The organism is Paramagnetospirillum caucaseum (assembly GCF_000342045.1).
In the GTDB taxonomy this organism is placed as follows: domain Bacteria; phylum Pseudomonadota; class Alphaproteobacteria; order Rhodospirillales; family Magnetospirillaceae; genus Phaeospirillum; species Phaeospirillum caucaseum.
This window is the reverse complement of record NZ_AONQ01000047.1, coordinates 12,474-34,660: the sequence shown is the minus strand read 5'-3', so window position 1 is coordinate 34,660 and position 22,187 is coordinate 12,474. Positions and strand designations below refer to the sequence as shown.

Below are 22,187 nucleotides of genomic sequence, written 5' to 3'. Positions count from 1 at the left end.
CGGCGGAAGGCGCCTTCGTCCAGCAGTTGGATGAAGCGGGCCACCTCGGGCGAATCCTCGTTGCCCTGGTAGCGGCAGAACACCGCGAAGGCGATGGCGGCGCGGTGGCGGTGGCCGACCCCCATGAACGGCAGCCGCAGGATGCGCAGGAAGGCCTGCTCGGCGCGGTAGTCGGGATGCTCGTTCCAGAAGATGTCCGACACCAGGCAGGCGGCGTGGCGCAACTGGCTTTCCCGCTTGCTCTCCGACGGGAACAGCGGCGCCATCCAGGCCAGCAATTCGTCGCCGTGCTCGGGAAAGCGGGAGTTCAGCAATGCCATGTGGCGGCACACCGACAGCAGCGGGTCCTCGCTGCGCACCCGTTCCGGCAGGCGCTTGAAGAACTGGCCCTCGCGCATGCCGTAGATGGAGAACACCAGCCGCGACGGGCCGATGGAGCGGATGACGCGGGCCAGGATCAACGCCGCCATGGGCAGGCCATTGGTCCGCTTCTTCGAGATGCCGGGAATCTTCTCCAACGACTTGCGGCTTTGCGCCGAGACCAGTTCCAGGATGGACAGCGCCTCCCTGGCGTCCAGCGAGAAATTGTCCAGCACGGTCAGCGGATGCTGGGTCTGGGCGATGCAGATGCGCGCGATGGAACGCCACGCCCCGCCGACAGCATAGAGGTTGCGCCCCCCGCCCTCGCCCAGCCAGGGAATGTTCTTCAGGTGGCCATCGACGATGACGGCGGCCTTGGCCCGGTCGTCGGCCGAAGCCTCGGACAGGCGCAGCAGGCCGAGCGGCATGGTGACGTGCAGGCCGAAATTACCGCCCTCGACGGTGACCAGTTCCAGCGAACCGCCGCCCAGATCGGCGACGATGCCGTTGGCGTCGGGGGTGCCGCACAGCACGCCCATGGCGGCCATCTTGGCCTCCTGCCCGCCGGACAGCACCTTGACCTCCACCTGGAAGCGCCGCTCGATCTCGCGCACGAAATCGGGACCGTCGGCGGCGTCGCGCACCGCCGCGGTGGCCAGCACGTCCAGGCGCTCGACCTCCATGGCCCGGCACAGGGTGACGAAGCGGCCCACCGCCACCAGGGCGGCCTCCACCCCCTCGGGACTGAGCCGTCCGGTGCTGCCCACCCCCTGGCCCAGGCCGCACACCGCCTTTTCGTTGAACAGTGGCACGGGAACCCGCTGGGCGATGTCGTAGACGCACAGCCGGATGGAATTGGACCCGATATCGACGATGCCGATGGGCTCCTGGCGCAGCTTGATCTTCATGACCGGTCAGGCAAGCTGCAGATGCTTCGACTTGCGCCCGCGCTCGCCCGCGCTGCCACGCCCCGACAGGGACGGATTGGTCATGAAGTAGGTGTGGGCGTTGAAGGCGCCTTCATCGGCCTGGAAACGCTCGTAGACACCGTCGGGGCGCAAAATCCAGGTCTGGGCCTGGTCCTTGAGATTAGCCACCATGATCTGGTCGAGAATCTGGCGGTGCACGGTGGGATTCTCGATGGGTACGAAGGATTCGACGCGCCAGTCCATGTTGCGCGGCATCCAGTCGGCCGAGGAAATGAAGATCTTGGCGTGCCGCGACGGCATGCGGTGGCCGTTGCCGAAGCAGATGACGCGGGAATGCTCGAGGAAGCGGCCGACGATGCTCTTCACCCGGATGTTGTCGGACAGGCCGGGCACGCCGGGCCGCAGGCAGCAGATGCCGCGGATCACCAGATCCACCTTCACCCCGGCCCGGGAGGCGCGGTACAAGGCATCGATCAGCGCCGGGTCCACCAGCGAGTTCATCTTGGCCCAGATGGCGCCGGGCTTGCCGTCGGCCACGTTGGCGATCTCGTCCTCGATCAGCGACAGCACCTTCTTGCGCAGATAGATCGGGGCGATAGCCAGGCTCTCCATGCCGTCGGGCTTGGCGTAGCCGGTCATGAAGTTGAAGGTCTTGGCGGCGTCGCGGCACAGCGCCGGGTCACAGGTGAAGAACGACAGGTCGGTGTAGACCTTGGCGGTGATCGGGTGGTAGTTGCCGGTGCCGAAATGGACATAGGACACCAGGGTGCCGCCCTCGCGGCGCACCACCAGGGAAATCTTGGCGTGGGTCTTCAGCTCCAGGAAGCCGAACACCACCTGCGCCCCGGCCCGTTCCAGGTCGCGGGCCCAGCGGATGTTGGCCTCCTCGTCGAAACGGGCCTTCAATTCCACCATGGCGGTGACCGACTTGCCGGCCTCGGCCGCCTCGACCAGCGCCTTGACGATGGGTGAATCGGCGCTGGTGCGGTACAGGGTCTGCTTGATGGCCACCACCGCCGGGTCGGCCGCCGCCTGGCGGATGAACTGCACCACCACGTCGAAGCTTTCGAACGGGTGATGGACCACGATGTCCTTCTTGCGGATGGCGGCGAAGCAATCGCCGCCGAAATCGCGGATACGCTCGGGAAAGCGGGCGTGGTAGGGCGGGAACAGCAGGTCGGGGCGTTCGTCGACGATCAGGCGCTTGGTGTCCACCAGCCCCAGCAGGCCGTCGATCTCGAACACGTCCTCCTGGTCGGCGTGCATCTCGGCGATGGCCAGCGTCTTGAGATCCTCGGCGATGCCCGAACTGAAGGTCAGGCGGATGACGTGGCCGCGGCGGCGGCGCTTCAACGCCGATTCGAACACGCGGACCAGATCCTCGGCCTCTTCGTCGATGTCCATCTCGGTGTCGCGGATCACCCGGAAATGGCCGAAGGATTCCATGCGGAAGCCGGGGAACAGCTGGTCGAGGAACAGCAGCACGAATTCTTCCAGCGGCAGGAAACGGATGCCGTCGCCCGGCAGGCGGGTGAAGCGCTCGATCTGGCTGGGCAACGGCAGCAAGGCACGCAGCACCTCGCCGTCATCCAGCTTGTTCAGATGCAGCACCAGGGCCGAAGAACCGTTGGGCAGGAAGGGAAACGGATGGGCCGGATCGATGGCCAGCGGAGTCAGCACCGGAAAGACATGCTCCATGAAACGGCCTTCCAGCCACTTCATGTCGGCCTTGGACAACTCGGAGCGGTCGATCACCGCGATCCCCGCCGCGCGCAGATCCACCTTCAGCTCGCGCCAGCACTTCTTCTGGGCCTCCAGCAGCCGGGCCGCCTCGGAATTGATGGCGGCCAATTGCTGGGCGGGGTTCAGGCCGTCCTGGCTGGTGGTCATCACGCCGGCGTCCACCTGCCCCTTCAGACCGGCGACGCGCACCATGTAGAACTCGTCCAGGTTGGCCGCCGAGATGGACAGGAAGCGCAGGCGCTCCAGCAACGGGTGATGGGGATTGAACGCCTCCTCGATCACCCGGCCGTTGAAAGCCAGCCACGACAACTCCCGATTGATGAAGCGATCCTTGGATTCAATATCAATGGTAGGAATGTCGACGGCCTGCGAATGGGTCACGGCGGTTCTCCGTTGGACGAGGCGTGGTGCGCCCCCTTTCATTTATATATCCTGTTCGCAGCCCTGTCATGGCCGAGGCCGTTACCGATATGAGAAAACTGTTCCTGTTGCGTCACGCCAAGTCCAGCTGGGACGACCCGGCAGCCGAGGATTTCGACCGCCCCCTCAACGGCCGCGGCCGCAAGGACGCCCGGCGCATGGGCCGCTACATGGCCGGGCAGGGCATCCGGCCGGGTATCGCGCTGGTGTCGGGGGCGGCGCGCACCCGCGCCACCTGGGAAATGATCGAGTCCCACCTGGAAGGCGTTCCGGTGAGCATCGAGGCCGAGTTGTACGAAGCCGGCAAGTCGCGGCTGCTGACCCGGCTGCGCGGCCTGGACGAGCACATGGAATCGGCCCTGCTGATCGGCCACAACCCCGGCATCGGCCGGCTGGCCGAAGTGCTGGCCGACCACCATGGCGAAGCGGCCCTGCTGGCCGAACTGGCGGACAAATTCCCCACCGGCGCCCTGGCGGTGATCGAACTGAACATCGATCATTGGGGCGAACTGGAGGCCGGACGCGGCCGGCTGGCCGCCTTCGTGCGGCCCAAGGACCTGGAGACGCCTTCACCCGCCGGCAATTCGGCTCTATAACACCCCGGTATTTCCCCGACAGCAGGGCCGGTTCTATGTCCGCAGACCTTCAGTTCATCTTCAACCAGGGAATCGGCGCCCTGCAGCATGGCCGATGGGACGAGGCCGCCCGCCAGTTCCGCACCCTTGCGGCCAGAACGCCCAACGCCCCGGAGCCCGCCTATTACCTGGGGATCGCGCTGCTGTCGGGCGGCCAGCCGGCCGAGGCGGCCGAGGTGCTTAACCGCCTGATCCGCAAGCACGGCGAAAATCCCCTGGCGCTGAACGCCCTGGGCTCGGCCCAGGCCGCCAGCGGCCGGGCGGGCAACGCCGAGAAAACCTTCAAGCGGGTCCTCACCCTCGCCCCGGACCTGAGCGATGCGGCCGACAATCTCGCCCGCCTGCTGATCGAGACCGGCCGGGCGGCCGAGGCCTCCGCCCCGCTGCACTCCGTCCTGGCGCGCGAGCCCGGCCGTTTCGGTAGCCGCCACCTCCTCGGCCGGGCGCTCCGCGACCAGGGCGACATGGAGGGGGCCCTGGCGGCCTTCCGGGCCGTACTGGAGACCCAGCCGAATTTCCCGCCGGCCCTCAACGACCTCGGCCTGCTCAACTACGCCTGCGGCAAGGGCGAGGATGCCCTGGAATGCTTCGAACGGCTGCTCCGCCTCAATCCCGCCGATTACGTCGCCGCCAACAACCGGGCCATGGCCTTGCGGATTCTCGGCCGGTCGGAGGAAGCCGAGCAGCAATACCGGGCTCTCCTGGAACACTTTCCCGGCCATCCCGAGATCAACCTCAATCTCGGCAAGCTTCTGGCCCGCGCCGGCCGCCCCCTGGACTCGGCCCCCTTCCTGGAAAAGGGCGGATGCATCGAAGCCCGCTGGTGGAACGCTGTGATCCTCCCCAACCAGTACGAGACCGAAGAGCAGGTGGCCAGTTGGCGAACGCGGTATGCCGAAAAGCTCGGCGCCGTGGCGGCGGAAATCCATGCGCTGCCGCCCGCCGACCTAGCCCGGCAGGCCGGCATCCTGGAGATGGATGTGTTCTTCCTGGCCTACCAGGCGGGAAATGACCGCGACCTCAATGCCCTGCTGCGCGGCGCCCAGTCCAGGGTCGCCAGGGCCTGTCTCGGTCATGCCGAGCCCCTCGCCCGCCGCCCGGCCGAGGGGCGCATCCGGGTGGGCTTCCTGTCGGCATTCTTCAACACCCATGTGGTGTGCCGGCTGATATCGGGATGGATGACCGGCCTGGACCGCGACCGGTTCGAGGTCTTCGTGTTCCATACCGGCGCCATCTGGGACGGTGAAACCGACCAGTTGGCCGCCAGGGTCGAGCATTTCATCGACGCCAACCGGCCCAATCCCGACAAGGCCCAGATGGTGCGGCAGGCCGATCTCGATGTCCTGATCTATCCCGATATCGGCATCCATACCGGCAACGACAGTCTGGCCATGCTGCGCCTCGCCCCGGTCCAGTGCGCCGCCTTCGCCCATCCGGTGACCACCGGCATGGCCTCCATCGACTATTTCCTGAGCGGCGAACTGATCGAACCCGAGGGCGCCGACCTGCACTATACGGAAAAGCTGGTCCGCCTGCCCGGCATCGGCTTCAACATCGCCCACCCCAAGGTGGACGGCGCCGTACCGCCTCCGGCCCGCCCAGCCGGGGCGGGGCCGCTGTTCTTCTGTGCGCAGAGCCTCTACAAGATGCTGCCCCGCCGGGACCGCGTCTTCGCCCGGATCGCCAAGGCGGTGGGTCCCTGCAGCATCGACTTCATCGACCGCTTCGGCCTGTACGCCGATACCTTCCGCAAGCGTATGGACATGGCCTTCGCCGCCGAAGGCCTGGAGGCGGAACAGTTCATCCGCATCCATTCGGCGGTCACCTCTATGGAATTCCTGGGCATGGTGCAGGCGGCCGACGTGTCGCTGGACAGCCTGGACTGGTCGGGCGGCTATACCTCCCTGGAAGCCCTGGCCTGCGGCACGCCCATCGTCGCCGGCACCGGCCGCTTCCTGCGCGGCCACGTCTCGGCCGGCATCCTGCGCGCCGCCGGGCTGGACGAACTGGTGGCGCATGACGAGGAGGCCTATGTGGCCCTGGCCGTCCGCCTGGGCACCGACAAGGGCTACCGCGAACAGATATCGCGCACCATGCGGGCCAACGGCCCTGGAATCTTCGACAGCACCGCCCCGGCGGAAGGGCTGGCCGCCTTCCTGGAATCGGTGGCCCGGGGTTCCTAAAGCGTCCCCGGGAACGCCCCGCCGTCGATCAGCAGGTTCTGGCCGGTGATGTAGCCGGAGCGGGCCGAACACAGGAAGGCGCAGGCGTCGCCGAACTCGGCCGGATCGCCGAAGCGCCCCGAGGGATTGGCCGCCTTGCGCCGCGCCGCCGCCTCGTCCACCGTGATGCCCTCGGCCTTGGCCTGTCCCGCCAGCACCGTCCGGATGCGGTCGGTATCGAAGGGGCCGGGCAACAGGTTGTTGATGGTGACGTTATGGCGCGCCACCTGCCGCGCCAACCCGGCCACGAAGCCGGTCAGTCCGGCCCGCGCCCCGTTGGACAGGCCCAGCACGTCGATGGGCGCCTTGACCGCCGCCGAGGTGATGTTGACGATGCGCCCGAACCGGCGCGCGATCATGCCGTCCACCGTGGCCTTGATCAGCTCGATGGGGGTCAGCATGTTGGCGTCCAGCGCCTTGATCCAGGCGGCGCGGTCCCAGTCGCGGAAATCGCCGGGCGGCGGGCCGCCGGCATTGGTCACCAGGATGTCGGGATCGGGCAGCAGGGACAACAGCACGCCGCGCCCCTCGGGGGTGGTGACGTCCACCGGAGCGGTCTTGACGGCGGCGCCGGTGGCGGCCCGGATTTCCCTGGCCGCCTGCTCCAGCACCTCGGGACGGCGCGCCGCCATCACCAGGTTGACGCCCTCGCGGGCCAGGGATTCGGCGCAGGCGCGGCCCAGGCCGCGCGAAGCGCCGCAAACGATGGCGCTACGGCCCTTCAGTCCCAGATCCATCGTCCTCGTCCTCCCCTTCCAGGATGCGCCGGGCCAGCGGCACGGTGACGGCACGCCGCCCGGCCAGGGCAGCGCGGTCCAGGCGCTCCACCATTCCGGCGCAGGCGGCGAAGCTGCGCTCCATGCGGCCCACCAGGAAGTGAACCACATCCTCGCCGATCCGCAACTGGCGATCGTCGAACAGCTTGACCAGCAGGGCGGCCAGCAGGGAATCGTCGGGGGCGCCGATACCGGCCACCGGCATGGCCAGCAGCCGCGAGCGCAGGTCGGGCAGACGCACGCCCCACGCCGCCGGCGCGGCACGGGCGGTGAGCAGCAGGAAACGCCCCATCTCGCGCCCCTGGTTGATCAGGTGGAACAGCGCCACCTCGTCCAGGCCGGGGCGATCGCAATCCTCCACCGCCAGTACCGGCACCGATTCCAGCAGCGGGCGCGAGGAATCCGGCGCCAGCTCGGCGGCGGAGACCAGTACGCCGCCGCCGCTTCGCGCGAACAGATGGGCCAGGTGGGTCTTGCCGCTGCCCGCCGGCCCGGCCAGGATGCTGGCCGGCCCGGGCCAGAGCGCCGGCGCGCCGATCCATTCATGGGCACGGGCGTTGCACGGCGCCACCAGGAAATCGTCGGCGGCCAGCGAGGGCACATGGCCGAACGCCAGGGGAAGCTGACGGTCGTCGCTCATGACTTGCTGTAATCGTCCCCGGCGCCGTCGTACAGCGAACTCTTCATGTAGTTCTGCAGGGCGAAGCGGGTCAGCACGCCGATCACCGAGGCGGCGGGCACCGCCAGCAGGATGCCGACGAAGCCGAACAGGGCGCCGCCGGCCAGCAGTGAGAAGATGATCCACACCGGATGCAGGCCGACCCGGTCACCCACCAGCTTGGGCGTCATAACGTTGCCTTCCAGGATGTTGCCGATCAGGAAGACGAGGCCGACGCCGCCCAGCAGGTGCCATTCGCCGCCCTGGGCCAGGGCGAGGCCGATGCTGGCGATCAGCCCGATCAGCATGCCCACGTAGGGGACGAAGGCCCCCAGCCCGGTGCCCAGCCCGATCATCAGGCCGAGGTCGAGACCGGTGAGCGTCAGCCCGACGCCGTAGAAGATGGCCAGCACGATGCACACCGTCGCCTGGCCGCGCACGAAGCCGGCGATGGTGCGGTCGATCTCCCTCAGCTCGAAACGGATGGTCTCGGCATGATGGCGGGGCAGCCAGGAATCCACCTTGGCGACCATGTGGTCCCAATCACGCAACAGGTAGAAGGTCACCACCGGGGTGATGAACAGCAGCGACAGGATGCTCATCACCGCGATGCCGCCCGACAGCACCCCCTTCAGCACCCCCAGGCCCCATTCCATGGCCGTCCCGGCATAGGCCCCGGCCGAGGAGCGCAGCTTGTCCAGGTCGGCGGGCGACAGGTGGCTGTAGACCTCCTCGAGCAGCGGCAGGGCGCGTAACTGCAGGGATTCGGCATAGGAGGGCACCTTCTGGACGAAGGTCACCACCTGGCTCTGGATCATGGGGGCCAACAGGGTCAGCCCCAGGCCCAGCATTCCGAAGAACACCAGGCAGATGATCGCGGTGGCCAGGGTGCGCGACAGCCCGGCCCTTTCCATGCGGTCGGCCAGGGGGTCGAGGAAATAGGCCACCGCCATGCCGGCCACGAAGGGCAGCATCACGCCGCGCAGCAGATAAAGCAGCACCAGGAAGGCCGCGCCGCCGATCAGCCAGAAGCGCAGCCGCTGCCCCGAACTCATGCTCATGGCGTCCCCTTCAGCCTCATCACCCAGAATCCGTCATTCCAATCCATCTGCAGGCCGGCCGCACCCAGGGTGGCCTTGACCTGCTCGGGCTCGCCCAGGGTGTGCAGCATCAGCGCCGCCTCCTCCCTGGACAGCGAGACGATCTCCCAGCGGCGCACCAGGGGGACGCGGCCCAGCCGCTCCCGTACCGCCAGCCAGTCCTCCAGCCCCTTGAGCGGCGCCATCACCGCCATCGAGGCCGCCCGGTCGAAGGACAGCAGGTTGGATTGCTTGTAGGCGTTGTCCAGGGTCTGGGCGGCTTCGGCGGCGGCGTGGCGCAGCACCGCCTCCAGCCCGGCCTCGCCGATGGGGTAAGAGCGGGTATCGAAGGGCTTCATCACCCCGGGCATGCCGGTGGCGGTCACCTCGACCGCATTGGCGGCGCCGTTGACCATGGCGGTCATCACCAGCACGTCGGGGGTACGGAAACGGGCGCCCAGCGCGGCCAGCGCCTCGGAATCGCCGGCCAGGGCCTTTTCCACCGGCAGGGATTGGGCGTCGGCGATATCGCCGGTGGGCACCGCCAGCGGCACCAGCCCGCCGCTGCCCTGGGCCAGCCACGCCGCCCGCCAGGGATTGGGATCGTCCCACAGCAGGGCGCGGCCGGTTCCGATGGGGCGGAACACCGGCACGATCACCACCGGACGCGGCCGGGGCTCGGCATATTTGAGTCCGGCGCCCTGCAGCAGCTTCTTCACCGCGGCGGAATTGTAGCGGACGGTCAGCGAGGCGATGTAGCGCACCGCCGAGGACCGCTCGTGCTCGATGGCCACGTCGCGCACGTATTGCAGCGCGTCGGCCTGGGGCAGGCGGCCATGGTCGGCGGGCATGGTCAACCGTTCGAGCAGGCGCCGGAAGCCGGTCCGCTCTGCCTCGGCGATGGCCTGTTCCTTGGCCGCCGCCACGCCCTGGGCGGTAATGTCGACCTCGATGCCGCGCACGGCGAAGGCGTCGGCGGCCATCGAGGCGCCGGGAAACGTCAGCAGAAAGGCGAGGACCAGCCAGGCAAGCCGGAGACCGCGAGAAGACATTGCAAACCGTCCGGGATGAAGTATTTTGGCCCACTCAATTTCGCCGAGACCATACCACACCCATGCCCACGAGGAAGCCCATTCCCGCGCAAGACAACAGCCAAGGCCTGACCTACCGCGATGCGGGCGTCGACATCGACGCCGGCGAAGCCCTGGTCGAGGCCATCAAGCCGCTCGCCAAGTCCACCGCCCGTTCGGGCGGCGCCGCCGGTCTGGGCGGCTTCGGCGCGCTTTTCGACCTCAAGGCCGCCGGATTCAAGGACCCGATCCTGGTCTCCTCCACCGACGGGGTCGGCACCAAGCTGCGCGTCGCCATCGAGGCGGGCAAGCACGATACCGTGGGCATCGATCTGGTGGCCATGTGCGTCAACGACCTGGTGGTCCAGGGCGCAGAGCCGCTGTTCTTCCTCGACTATTTCGCCACCGGCAAGCTGAAGGTGGCCGAGGGCACCGCCATCGTCTCCGGCATCGCCGAAGGCTGCCGTCAGGCCGGCTGCGCCCTGGTGGGCGGCGAGACCGCCGAGATGCCCGGCATGTATTCCGAGGGCGACTACGATCTGGCCGGCTTTTCGGTGGGCGCCGCCGAGCGCGACAAGCTGTTGCCGGTCGAGGACGTGGCCGAAGGCGACGTGCTGCTGGGCCTCGCCTCGTCGGGCGTGCATTCCAACGGCTATTCCCTGGTACGCCGCATCGTGGAAAAGGGCGGCCTGTCCTATGAGTCAGACGCCCCCTTCGCGCCGGGCCGCAAGCTGGGCGAGGCCCTGCTGGAACCCACCCGCATCTACGTCAAGAGCTGCCTCGCCGCCATCAAGGCCGGCACCGTCAAGGCCCTGGCCCACATCACCGGCGGCGGCCTGATCGAGAACGTGCCGCGCGTCCTGCCCGAGGGCGTGGTGGCCGAGATCGACGGCTCCGCCTGGGCTCTGCCCCCGGTGTTCAAGTGGCTGGCCCGGGAGGGCGGCGTCGTCGCCCACGAGATGGCGCGGACCTTCAATTGCGGCATCGGCATGGTGGTGGTGGTCTCCGCCGCCAAGGCCGACGAGGCCGCCCGCATCCTGGGGCAGCACGGCGAGACCGTGGTGCGCATCGGCCGCATCCGCGCCCGGACCGGCGATGAGGCCCAGTCCCAGGTGCTGAACCAGGGCGAGTGGGTCTGAACATGCGAAAGAAGGTCGGCGTCCTGGTCTCGGGCCGGGGCAGCAATCTCCAGGCCCTGCTCGACGCCTGCGCCGATCCCTCCTTCCCGGCCGAGATCGCCCTGGTGATCTCCAACGTGCCCGGGGTCTATGCCCTGGAGCGCGCGGAAAAGGCCGGGGTGCCGACCCTCGTCATCCCGCACAAGGGCTTCCCGAGCCGCGAGGCCTTCGATGCCGAGATGGACAAGGCCTTGCGGGCCGCCGGCATCGAGATCGTCTGCCTGGCCGGCTTCATGCGCCTGCTGTCCCCCCCCTTCGCCGAAGGCTGGCGCGGCCGCATGATCAACATCCACCCCGCTTTGCTGCCCTCGTTCAAGGGGCTGCACACCCACGCCAGGGCCATCGAGGCGGGGGTCAAGCTGCACGGCTGCACCGTCCATCTGGTGACGCCGGAACTGGATGACGGCCCCATCCTGGTGCAGAAGGCGGTTCCCGTGCTGGCCCAGGACGACGAGGATTCCCTGGCCGCCCGCGTGCTGGAGCAGGAGCACAAGGCCTACCCGGAAGCGCTGCGCCTGCTGGCCGAGGGCCGCGTCACCGTCGAAGGCAACCGCGCCCTCATCCGCGATGCCTGATGTCGGCTCGGTCCTGGTCTATGTGGGCCTGGACGCGGTGGGCGACGGCCTGATCAAGCTGCCCTTCGTCCGTGCGCTCCGTGCCGCCTTTCCGGCGGCCCGCATCACCTGGCTGGCCGGCAAGGGCCATACGGTCTTCGCCGATACCCTGGCCCCCGTGGTGGCGGGTCTGATCGACGAGGTGATCGACGAGGCGGAGATCGGCTCGCGCCTCCCGGAACTGCTGGACAATCCCCTGCCCGGCCGTGCCTTCGACCTGATCATCGATACCCAGCGACGGGTACTCACCACCCTGATCCTCAAGCGCATCCGGCACGAGCGCTTCATTTCCGCCACCGCCGCCTATCTGTTCTCGAATGGAAAGCCCGGAAACACCGCACGGCCGGCGTCCTTGGCCGGGCAGATGATGCAACTGGCCGAGGCGGCGGCGGGCCACCCGGTAGAAGCCGATTTTCCCCTGCCCCGCGACCCGGAGGTGGAGGCCGAGGCCGATCGCCTGCTGCCCCCCGGCCGGCGCTATGTGGGGCTGGCGCCGGGGGCTGGCGGCAAGCACAAGTGCTGGCCGCTGGAGCGCTACATCGCCCTGGCCGCCGGATTGACGGATGCGGTGCCGGTGTTCCTGCTGGGTCCGGCCGAGGCCGGGGACTGGGCCGGCACCATCCGCGCCGCCCTGCCCCAGGCTTTGCTGCCGCTGCAGCAGACCCCGGCGCTCACCCCCATGCTGACCATCGCCCTGGGGCGGCGGATGGCGGCGGCGGTGTCCAACGACAGCGGCACCGGCCACATGCTGGGCGCCGCCGACATTCCGCTGGTCTCGCTGTTCGGCCCGACGGCGGCCGACAAGTTCGCGCCGCACACCCGCCGGGCCATGGTGCTCCGCGCCCAGGATTTCGGCGGCGCGGCCATGGAGGCCATTCCGCCGGAGGCGGTGGAAAAGGCCCTCCGTCAGTTGTTGCTTTGACCCGGATCAAGGCTGGGTCTACCATATCCCCACAATCCCAACATCGAGCTTCGTCATGAATATCAAGGACCACATCCGCGGCGTTCCCGACTTCCCCAAGCCGGGGATCCTGTTCTACGACATCTCCACCCTGCTGGCCCATCCCGACGCCTGGCAGGTGGCCATGGGCCGCATGGCCCGCGAGATCATCAGGTTCCAGCCCGACGTGCTGGCCGGCATCGAGTCGCGTGGCTTCCTGGTGGCGGCGCCGCTGGCGCTGAAGCTGGGCTGCGGCTTCGTCATGCTGCGCAAGAAGGGCAAGCTGCCGGGCAAGACCATCCGCCACGACTACGAGTTGGAATACGGCACCGACACCATCGAGATTCAGGAAGACGCCATCGCCGAAGGGCAGCGGGTGGTGATTCTCGACGATCTGCTGGCCACCGGCGGCACCATGGCGGCCGGCATCCAGTTGCTGCGCAAGATCGGCGCCCACGTCACCGGCGCCGGTACGATCATCGATCTGGCCTTCCTGCCGGGCAAGCAGCGGCTCAAGGAACTGGACGTTCCCTTCACCTGTCTCGCCTCCTACGACGAGTAGGGGACGACATGCCGTTCGCGGGGGTCGAGGCTGCCTTGGCCGGCATGGCCGTGGGAGCGGCGGTGACGCTGCTCGCCATGGGCCGGCGCCGCGCGCCCCCGGCCACGGCCACGGCCACGGCCAACGGGAAAGGCACCCTCGACGCCCAGCGCCAGTTGGTCGAGGCGTTGGGCAGCAGCCGCGACGGCGTCGCCCTTTATGATTCCGGCAACCGGCTGATCACCTGCAACGAGCGGTACCGGCAGTTGCTCTCCCCCATCCGGGATTCCATCGTCCAGGGCGCCCGTTTCGACGACCTGATGGCCGAGCTGGCCCGGGTCGAGAACAAGGACGAGGGCTGGCTGGGCCGCAAACTGTCGGGCGGCGGCCTCACCGACGCCACCGCCAGCGAGGACAAGTTCCGGGACGGCCAATGGATCACGGTCGGCGCCTACGCCACCAACGAGGGCGGACAGCTGCGTATCCTGCGCGACATCACGCCGCGCAAGCAGGCGCAGATCTCGCTGGAAGGCACCGTGTCCTGGCTGAAGGGCGTGATGGACACGGTGGTGGACGGCATCGTCACCATCGACGAGACGGGCACGGTGCTCAGCTTCAATCCGGCGGCCGAGCGCCTGTTCGGGTGGTCGGCCGACCAGGTGGTGGGGCGCAACGTCAACATGCTGATGCCCGATCCCCATCGGGCGGCCCACGACGGCTATATCCGCGGCTACCTGGAAACCGGCATCCGCAAGATCGGTTCCAGCGGCCGCGAGGTCGAGGGCCTGCGTCGCGACGGCACGCGCTTTCCCATGGAACTGGCCGTCGCCGAGATGCACCAGGGCGACATGCTGACCTTCATCGGCGTGATCCGCGACATCAGCGAGCGCAAGAAGAACGAACAGGCCCTGCTCGACAGCAAGAACAGCCTGCGCGATCAGGCCGACCGTCTGCAGGCGATCATCGACAACATGCCGCAGGGGGTGGCGGTGTTCGCCGCCGACGACGCCCTGATCGCGCTCAACCAATCGGCCATCCGCATGCTGGGCCTGCCCAAGGCCGAGATCACGCCGGGCACCATCGACATCTCGCTGTTCATGGCGCTGCTGGCCGCCAACGACACGCCGCCCGGACGCCAGACCGCCCAGCTGACCGCCGACCTGGCCGAAAGCATCCGCGAGCGGCCGGAAATGGTGTTCGAGCACTTCGCCCCCAGCGGCATCATCATGGAGGTGCGCTCGTCGGCCATGCCGGGCGGCGGGCTGATCCTGTCCTTCACCGACATCACCGACCGCAAGCGCACCGAGCAGACCCTGCGCGAGGCCAAGGACGAGGCCGAGCGCGGCAACCGGGCCAAGAACACCTTCCTGGCCAATATCAGCCACGAGCTGCGCACGCCGCTGAACGCCATCATCGGCTTTTCCGAAATGATGAAGCACGAGATCTTCGGACCACTGGAGCCGGCCAGCTACCGCACCTACGTCGACGACATCCATGAAAGCGGCCAGCACCTGCTGGAGCTGATCAACGACATCCTGGACATGTCCAAGGCCGAGGCCGGCATGACCGACCTGATGGAGGCGGCGGTGCATGTGCCCGACCTCATCCGCGTCGCCATCCGCCTGTTGAGCCGCCGGGCCGACCATGCGGGGATCACCCTGGCCGAAGACCTGCCGCCCGCCCTGCCGCCGCTGCTGGCCGACGAGCGGCGGCTGCGCCAGATCATCCTCAACCTGGGCTCCAACGCGGTGAAATTCACCGACGAGGGCGGCTCGGTGACCATCGGCGCCCGGGCGAGCCAGGCGGGCTTCGTCATCACCGTCAGCGATACCGGCATCGGCATGACGCCGGAAGAGCTGCAACGGGTAATGGAGCCCTTCGTCCAGGCTGACACCAGGCTGTCGCGCAAATACGAGGGCAGCGGCCTCGGCCTGCCGCTGACCAAGGCCCTGGTCGGCGCCCATGGCGGCACGCTGCGCCTGGACAGCGAGCCGGGCGGCGGCACCACCGTCTCGGTCACCTTCCCCGCCTCGCGCATCGTCAACAGCGACACTTCGGCGGCGGATATCTGACCTCAGCCCCGCCGGCCCAGTTCGATCTTGGGACAGCGGTCCATCACCACGCTCAGTCCCGCCGCCTCGGCCCGCCGGGCGGCCGCCTCGTCGATCACGTCCAGCTGCATCCACACCACCTTGGCGCCCATGGCGACGGCCTCGTCGGTGATGGGGCCGGCCGCCTCGGAATTGCGGAAGATATCCACCATGTCCACCGGAAAGGGGATGGAGGCCAGGTCCTTGTAGACCGTCTCGCCCAGGAATTCCTGCCCCTCCAGTCCCGGATTGACCGGCACGACGCGATAGCCGCGATCCTGAAGATAGGCGGCGACGTAATGGCTGGGGCGCGAGGGATTGTTGCTGAACCCCACCACGGCGATGGTCCGCACGGTGGCGAGGATATGGTCGATCAGACTGTCGCTGGCGCGCACGAGGTTTCTCCCGCAGGGGTCCGCCGGGAACTATAGCGGCCTTGCCGCCTTTCGCCAGCCTTCCTAAAGTGGCTCGACCGTCGGGAGGAGGGGTGGATGGACATCACGGTGCAGGGCAGACGGATCTTTGCCGCCACCTTCGGCGCAGCGACGGACCCGGCGGTGGTGCTGGCGCACGGCGCCGGCGGCAGCCACCGGACCTGGGATTCCATCGCCGCAGGCATCGCCGCGCGCGGCTTCCGCGTCCTGGTTCCCGACCTGCCCGGCCACGGCGCGTCCGAGGGACCGGCCCTGGAAAGCATCGCCGCCATGGCCGGCTGGTTGGCCGACTTCCTCGGCGCCGCCGGGGTGGAGCGGGCCGCCCTGGCCGGCCATTCCATGGGCGCCCTGGCGGCGCTGGATTGCGCCGCCCGCCATCCCGCCAAGGTCACCTCCCTCGTCCTGCTGGGCGCCGCCGCCGCCATGCCGGTCAATCAGGCGCTGCTGGACATGGCGCTGGCCGATCCGCCCGCCGCCGCCGCCCTGATCGCCAAGTGGGGGCTGTCCAAGGACCCGCCGCCCGCCGCCGCCCTGGTCGCCGGGACCGCCGCCGCCCTGTCGGCCGCCGCGCCCGGCGTGCTGCATGCCGATCTGGCCGCCTGCAACGCCTATGACCGGGGCGAGGCGGCGGCGGATGCCATCGCCTGCCCGGCGGCGGTGATCGTCGGCGGGCAGGACCGCATGGCGCCACCCGAATCCGGCCGCACCCTGGCCAGCCGTCTGAAGCGGGGCCGCGCCATCACCCTGGAACGGGCCGGGCACCTGATGATGGCCGAGCACCCCGAGGCCACCCTGGCCGCCATCCTCGACGCTCTCGACGCCGGCCTCGACCCCGCCGACTGGGAGGCGTTCCGCGCCCAGGCCCACCGCATGCTGGACGAAAGCATAGACTTCCTGCGCGACCTGCGCCGCCGCCCGGTCTGGCGCCCCATGCCCGCCGGGACGCGCGCCGCCTTCGACGCCGCTCCGCCCCGCTCCGGCCAGGACCTTGCCGCCATCGACGCCGAGTTCCGCGCCCTGGTCGAGCCCTATGGCCCCGGCAATGTCCATCCCGGCTTCATGGGCTGGGTGCACGGCGGCGGCACGGCGGAAGGCATGCTGGCCGAGATGCTGGCCGGCGGGCTCAATGCCAATCTGGGCGGCCGCGACCACGCCCCCATGGAGGTGGAACGCCAGATCCTGCGCTGGATGCGCCCCCTGTTCGGCTATCCCCAAGGGGCCAGCGGCCTGTTCCTCACCGGCACCTCCATGGCCAATTTCCTGGCGGTGCTGGTGGCGCGCACCACGGCGCTGGGCGCCGGCAGCCGTCGCGGCGGGGTGAGCGGTGGCGAAAGGCTGGTCGCCTACGCCTCCGCCGCCGCCCACGGTTGCCTTCCCCAGGCCTTCGCCATGAGCGGGCTGGGTTCGGATTCTCTGCGCCTGATCGCCACCGATGCCGGCCACCGCATGGACCTCGAGGCGCTGAGGCAGGCCATCGCCGCCGACCGCGCCGCCGGATGCCGCCCCTTCATGGTGATCGGCAGCGCCGGCACCGTGGACGTGGGCGCCGTCGACGACCTGACCGCCCTGGCCGACGTGGCGGCGGCCGAAGGGCTGTGGTTCCATGTGGACGGCGCCTTCGGGGCGCTGGGCATGATGTCGCCCGAACTGGCGCCGCTGCTGGCCGGCATCGAGCGTTCGGATTCACTGGCCTTCGACTTTCACAAATGGGGGCAGGTGCCCTATGACGCGGGCTATCTGCTGGTCCGCGACGGCGAAGCCCACCGGACCGCCTTCGCCTCACCCGCCGCCTATCTGCGGCGCGAGACGCGGGGGCTGGCCGCCGGCTCGCCCTGGCCCTGCGATTACGGTCCCGACCTGTCGCGCGGCTTCCGGGCGCTGAAGACCTGGGTGACGCTGAAGGCCCACGGTATGGACGCCCTGGGCGCCGCCATGGCGCGGACCTGCCGGGTGGCCCGCCACCTCGCCGCCCGCGTCGAGGCCGAGCCGGACCTGGAACTGCTGGCGCCGGTGGCGCTCAACATCGTCTGCTTCCACCGTCCGGGCGAGGATTCCGCCCGCATCGCCGCCGACCTGCACGAAGCGGGCATCGCGGCGCCTTCCACCACCACCGTCGGCGGGCGGCTGGCCATCCGCGCCGCCATCGTCAACCACCGCACCCGCGAGGCCGACGTCGACCGCATGGTCGACACGATCCTGAGCGTGGGAACGAAGCAATGATTAACCATTTCGGGATAGTGTGGGGCGTCCCATAGCCCGAGGAAGCGCCGTGACATCAGGACAGGACAGACCTTGGCCCCCCGAATCCATGGGGATGGCCCGGCTGACCACCATGGCCTTTCATGGCGAGAACATGGTGCCGCCCGCCATCGAACTGTTGAAGCGGGCCGAGGCCGATCCCACGGATTCGGCCGCCCTGCTCGACCTCGCCACCATTCATTTCCTGCTGGGCCATGAAGAGGCCGGGCAGGCCTATCAGGAACGCGCCCTGGCCCGCGACCAGGTCTACCGCGATCCCTTCGACGGCGATGCCGAGCCCGAAATCAGCCTGCTGGCCTTCGCCGCGCCGGGCAACCTGATGTCCAACGTGCCCATCCAGTTCCTGCTGGAAGGGTCGGGAATCCGCCTGGACACGCTGTACGTGGTGCCGGGCATGGACCTGCCTGAACGGGTGCCGGGCCACGACATGGCCATGGTCATCGTCGGGGAATCCGAGCCCAACCGCGAAATTCTCGAACGCATCGCCGCCTTCGCCGATCTGTGGCCCTGCCAGCCGGTACTCAACGACCCGCGCAAGGTGCTGCAACTGTCCCGCGACGGGGTCAGCACCCTGCTGGCCGGGGCGAAGGGCGTCCGCATCCCCGCCACCACCCGGGTCGATCCCGAGACCCTGACCCGCCTGGGCCGGGGCGAGGTGGCCCTGGCCGACCTTCTGCCCGACGGCAGCTTCCCGGTCATCGCCCGGCCGCTGGATTCCCACGCCGGCAAGGGGCTGGCCAAGCTGGACGATCCCTCGACCATCGCGCTCTATCTGGCCGCCCAACCCGCCGAGGGCTATTACCTGTCCAGCTTCGTGGATTATCGCGGCGCGGACGGCCTGTTCCGCAAGTACCGCATCGCCATGATCGACGGCAAGCCCTTCGTCTGCCACATGGCGGTGTCCAGCCACTGGATGATCCACTACCTCAACGCCGACATGCGCGAAAGCGCCGAGAAGCGCGCCGAGGAGGCCCAGGCCTTCGCCACCTTCGACCGGGACTTCGCCGCCCGTCACGCCGGGGCCTTCGCCGCCATGGCCGAACGCATCGGGCTGGACTATTTCGCCATGGACTGCGCCGAGACCCCGGACGGCCAATTGCTGGTGTTCGAGGCCGATACCGCCATGATCGTCCACGCCATGGACCCGCCCGACATCTTTCCCTACAAGGCGCCGCAGATGCGCCGCATCTTCAAGGCCTTCCAGGACATGCTGCGGCGGATCAAGCAGGCCAAGAGCGCCTGAGGCCATGGCCTGGGATCTCTCTCAACCGGCCGACACCCTGCTGACCACCGGCGGCGACGAGCGCCTGCTGGTCGATGGCGAAAGCGGCCTGAACCGCTACGGCTGTTCGCCCCGCCCCCGCCCGTGGGCCATCACCTTCGCCTCGACCACCGCCACCTCGGTGTCGGACGGCGCCTTCGCCCATGTGGAGGGATTGCGCCGCCGCCTGGCCGACGCCGCCCACGCCGGACGGCTGGACGAGGAATACGCCCGCGCCATGGAAGAGGTGCGCGGCGAGGTGCCCCGCCAATGCGGCATGGCGCCGGGGACCGAGGCCATCCTGACGCCGTCGGGCACCGACGCCGAGTTCTACGCCCTGCATCTGGCCCTCGCCGCCGACCGCCGGAAGCTGACCAGCATCGTCATCGCGCCGCGGGAGACCGCCAGCAACGTCCTGCAGGCAGCCTCGGGCCGCCATTACAACGCCACCACCGCCATGGGCCATCACGTCACGGTGGACGGGCCGGTGGACGAGGCCACCGCCGCCAGGATGGATCTGGCCATCCTCCAGGTGCGCGACGGAGCCGGCAATCCCCTGCCGGCCGACGAAATCGACCGGGCCGCCGAGGTCCTGGTGGAGCGCGAGGTGGCCAGGGGCCGCCGGGTGCTGCTCCACCTGCTCGACACCTCCAAGACCGGTCTGGTGGCGCCGGGGGTGGAGTTCACCTTCGCCCTGGCGCAGCGTTTCGCCGGCCACCTGGACGTGGTGGTCGACGCCTCGCAGCTGCGGCTGTCCCGAGAAAGCGTCGCCCGCTACCTGGGCCACGGCTTCATGGTGATCGTCACCGGCTCGAAATTCTTCACCGGCCCGCCCTTCGCCGGCGCCCTGCTGGTGCCGCCCTGCATCGGCGGACGGGTGCTGCTGGGCCAGGCCGCCCTGCCCGAAGGCTACAACGCCTATACCGAGCGCCATTGCTGGCCCGATGCCTGGGAGAACTGGTGCCGGCCCATGGGCGGCGACGCCAATATCGGCCTGCTGATGCGCTGGTGGGCGGCGCTGTGGGAGATGGCCGCCTTCCACGCGGTGCCGGCGGCCGAGGCGCGGCGCATCCTGGAAACCTTCCTGGGAGCCATCCGCACCGCCATCGGGGCGGCGCCCCGCCTGCGCCTGCTGCCCTGCCCGCGTCCCGAGCGGGGCGTGCCGGGGTCGTGGGACGGGCTGGCCACCATCCTGACCTTCGCCGCCACGCCGCCCAAGGCCAAGGCTCCGCTGGGCATGGACGATCTGCGGCGCCTCCACGTCTGGCTCAACCGCGATGTCTCGGCCCTGCTGCCCTCCACGGCGCGGGAGCGGGACCGCCGCCTCGCCGCCCTGGCCTGCCATATCGGCCAGCCGGTGATGGTGGGCGAAACCCTCTCGGGCCTGCGCCTGGCGGCCGGCGCCCGGCTGGTGTCCGGCGCCCGGCTGGCCATGCATGCCGGACGCACGGTGGAAGCCTTCCTCGACCTGGAAATCGCCGAGGCCAAGCTGGTGCTGGCCAAGCTGGACATGCTGCTGCGCCACTGGCGGCACCTGACGCAAGCGGCCTGACCGGCAGAGTTTGCCGGGCGCCCCACCGCCCATCACCACAAAACACCTTTATATCAACACGATACACAATGGCACGGCCATTGCTTGGGTGTTCCGCAAGGATTTAATCTGCAGCGGGCGCACCGGCGCCCCGGAGCATGAAGGCCATGAGCACCAACACTGTTTCCGCCCTGCCGACCGCCCTCGCCGGCCTGTTGAAGCAGTACGCCGCGCCCAGCCAGAAGGGCGACGGCACCACCGCCCAGACCGCCGCCAACCCGGCGGCCAGCCCGCTCAGCCTGGGCCGCGACGAGGCCTATTCCCTGTCGCTGGGCTCGACGCAAAGCGGTTCGGCCATGCTCGGCTACACCCGCCTCGCCACCCTGGGCGCCCAGGTGGACGGCGACTTGCAGGCGGTGGCCACCCAGGCCGCCAGCCCGGGCAGCGCCGGATCGGTCGAGGTGGAGGTCAGCCGCCTGGCCGGCGTCCAGACCCTGGTGACCTCGCTGTTCGGCGACCCCGATTCGGTGTCGCTGGGCACCGGAACCCTGACCGTCCAGATGGGCGAGATGGATGGGGAGACCGGAGCCTTCACCGCCCTGGGCGAACCCGCCGGGATCGTCATCGCCGGCGGCTCGCTCAACGACATCGCCCAGTCCATCAACGATTCCAGGATCGGCCTGACCGCCAAGGTGGTGGAATCGGGCGGCGGCTTCGAACTGGAGATCAGCGGCCAGGACACCGGCGCGGCCAAGGCCTTCGCCCTGTCGGGACTGGCCGAACTGGACTTCGACCCGTCGCGCCCCGACACCTCGCCGCTGACCCTGACCGGCGAGGCCGCCGACGCCCTTTACAGCATCGACGGCACCGAATTCGTCTGGCCGTCCAACGCCGGCGTGCCGGTGGCCTTCGGCACCACGGCGGCGTTCAGCGAGACGGGCGCGCTCAGCGTGCCGCGTTCCACCCTGAGCGAAACCATCCGGAAGATGATGGCGTCGTTCAACGGCCTGCAGCAGGCCATCGTCGAGATGACCGGCGACAAGGGCGAACTGGCGGCGAACGCCAATCTGGCCGCCGGCATGTTCAAGCGCATCGGCGACGCCGCCATGGCCGAGTATCCCACCGGCGGCGACCTCTCGACCCTGGCCGGGATCGGCATCGGGGTGGAAAAGGACGGCGCGCTGTCCATCGACCAGTCCATCCTGGCCGAGGCCCTGGGCAAGGACCCGGCCTCGGTGCAATCCCTGGTCGCCCAGGCGGCCAAGGGCATGGACGACGCCATCCGCCCCTATCTGGGAAGCCGGGGCGCCATCTCGTCGCAGGTGACGGTTCTGGGCTCGCTGCTGGGCCGCGGCTCCAGCCTGCTCGATTATCTCGGCGGCGGGTCGAAGGCCACCGGCGGTCTGGCCGGCGGCGCCACCAGCCTGCTCTCCGCCCTCGGCTGATC

The 22,187-nt window shown here is 69.2% G+C and carries 18 protein-coding genes; 11 read left to right on the top strand and 7 right to left on the bottom strand.

The genetic code is table 11. The features are described from left to right. The coding region (locus H261_RS15810; RefSeq protein WP_008619402.1) for a Ppx/GppA family phosphatase at positions 1-1,268 on the bottom strand (1,268 nt) is incomplete at its 3' end. Between the two features lie 6 nt (positions 1,269-1,274). Next, complete coding sequence (locus H261_RS15805; RefSeq protein WP_008619400.1) at positions 1,275-3,413, bottom strand: RNA degradosome polyphosphate kinase; 2,139 nt, start codon at positions 3,411-3,413, stop codon at positions 1,275-1,277. A 68-nt stretch (positions 3,414-3,481) separates the two neighbouring features. Between H261_RS15805 and H261_RS15800 the strand changes: the two genes are divergently transcribed. Together H261_RS15800 and H261_RS15795 are read left to right on the top strand one after the other, a co-directional pair. Beyond that, entirely contained in the window at positions 3,482-4,048 is a 567-nt protein-coding gene (locus H261_RS15800) for a SixA phosphatase family protein (protein WP_008619398.1), read from the top strand. Positions 4,049-4,083: 35 nt separating this feature from the next. Continuing rightward, positions 4,084-6,270, top strand: a complete 2,187-nt coding sequence (locus H261_RS15795; protein WP_008619397.1) for a tetratricopeptide repeat protein — start codon at positions 4,084-4,086, stop codon at positions 6,268-6,270. Here H261_RS15795 and H261_RS15790 read toward each other — a convergent pair. The 4 genes from H261_RS15790 to H261_RS15775 are packed head-to-tail and all read right to left on the bottom strand — an operon-like array spanning position 6,267 to position 9,874. Next, the gene (locus tag H261_RS15790; protein WP_008619395.1) at positions 6,267-7,046 is read right to left on the bottom strand and encodes an SDR family oxidoreductase; all 780 of its coding nucleotides are present in this window, start codon (positions 7,044-7,046) and stop codon (positions 6,267-6,269) included. The two genes, H261_RS15795 and H261_RS15790, sit on opposite strands and share 4 nt — an antisense overlap. Beyond that, on the bottom strand, positions 7,021-7,725 hold the full coding sequence (locus H261_RS15785; RefSeq protein WP_008619393.1) for an HdaA/DnaA family protein: 705 nt from the start codon (positions 7,723-7,725) through the stop codon (positions 7,021-7,023). The genes H261_RS15790 and H261_RS15785 overlap by 26 nt, the downstream gene beginning before the upstream one ends. Further along, positions 7,722-8,798, bottom strand: coding sequence for an AI-2E family transporter (locus H261_RS15780; RefSeq protein ID WP_040476670.1), 1,077 nt, complete (start codon positions 8,796-8,798; stop codon positions 7,722-7,724). The genes H261_RS15785 and H261_RS15780 overlap by 4 nt, the downstream gene beginning before the upstream one ends. A 2-nt stretch (positions 8,799-8,800) precedes the next feature. Next, positions 8,801-9,874: a DUF2066 domain-containing protein gene (locus H261_RS15775; protein ID WP_008619389.1), complete on the bottom strand. Its 1,074-nt coding sequence runs from the start codon at positions 9,872-9,874 to the stop codon at positions 8,801-8,803. Between the two features lie 62 nt (positions 9,875-9,936). Between H261_RS15775 and purM the strand changes: the two genes are divergently transcribed. From purM to H261_RS15750, 5 genes are read left to right on the top strand one after another with little or no spacing between them, the layout of a single operon-like run. After that, the gene (purM, locus tag H261_RS15770; RefSeq protein WP_008619388.1) at positions 9,937-11,031 is read left to right on the top strand and encodes a phosphoribosylformylglycinamidine cyclo-ligase; all 1,095 of its coding nucleotides are present in this window, start codon (positions 9,937-9,939) and stop codon (positions 11,029-11,031) included. A gap of 2 nt (positions 11,032-11,033) precedes the next feature. Next, positions 11,034-11,645 (top strand): phosphoribosylglycinamide formyltransferase, encoded by a 612-nt coding sequence (gene purN, locus H261_RS15765; protein ID WP_040476678.1) that lies wholly within the window; start codon positions 11,034-11,036, stop codon positions 11,643-11,645. After that, positions 11,638-12,606, top strand: a complete 969-nt coding sequence (locus H261_RS15760; protein WP_008619385.1) for a glycosyltransferase family 9 protein — start codon at positions 11,638-11,640, stop codon at positions 12,604-12,606. The genes purN and H261_RS15760 overlap by 8 nt, the downstream gene beginning before the upstream one ends. Before the next feature lie 55 nt (positions 12,607-12,661). Next, positions 12,662-13,186, top strand: a complete 525-nt coding sequence (locus H261_RS15755) for an adenine phosphoribosyltransferase (protein WP_008619383.1) — start codon at positions 12,662-12,664, stop codon at positions 13,184-13,186. Between the two features lie 8 nt (positions 13,187-13,194). Continuing rightward, entirely contained in the window at positions 13,195-15,237 is a 2,043-nt protein-coding gene (locus H261_RS15750; RefSeq protein ID WP_008619381.1) for a sensor histidine kinase, read from the top strand. A gap of 2 nt (positions 15,238-15,239) precedes the next feature. Here H261_RS15750 and H261_RS15745 read toward each other — a convergent pair whose 3' ends face one another. After that, positions 15,240-15,650, bottom strand: a complete 411-nt coding sequence (locus H261_RS15745; RefSeq protein WP_008619379.1) for a CoA-binding protein — start codon at positions 15,648-15,650, stop codon at positions 15,240-15,242. A gap of 96 nt (positions 15,651-15,746) precedes the next feature. Between H261_RS15745 and H261_RS15740 the strand changes: the two genes are divergently transcribed. The 4 genes from H261_RS15740 (at position 15,747) to fliD (ending at position 22,185) form a co-directional block, all read left to right on the top strand. After that, on the top strand, positions 15,747-17,909 hold the full coding sequence (locus H261_RS15740) for an alpha/beta fold hydrolase (protein ID WP_008619377.1): 2,163 nt from the start codon (positions 15,747-15,749) through the stop codon (positions 17,907-17,909). Between the two features lie 94 nt (positions 17,910-18,003). Continuing rightward, complete coding sequence (locus tag H261_RS15735; protein ID WP_235062951.1) at positions 18,004-19,191, top strand: ATP-grasp domain-containing protein; 1,188 nt, start codon at positions 18,004-18,006, stop codon at positions 19,189-19,191. A gap of 4 nt (positions 19,192-19,195) precedes the next feature. After that, on the top strand, positions 19,196-20,761 hold the full coding sequence (locus H261_RS15730) for a hypothetical protein (RefSeq protein ID WP_008619369.1): 1,566 nt from the start codon (positions 19,196-19,198) through the stop codon (positions 20,759-20,761). A gap of 146 nt (positions 20,762-20,907) precedes the next feature. Beyond that, positions 20,908-22,185: a flagellar filament capping protein FliD gene (gene fliD, locus H261_RS15725; protein WP_235062950.1), complete on the top strand. Its 1,278-nt coding sequence runs from the start codon at positions 20,908-20,910 to the stop codon at positions 22,183-22,185. Positions 22,186-22,187 lie beyond the last annotated feature (2 nt).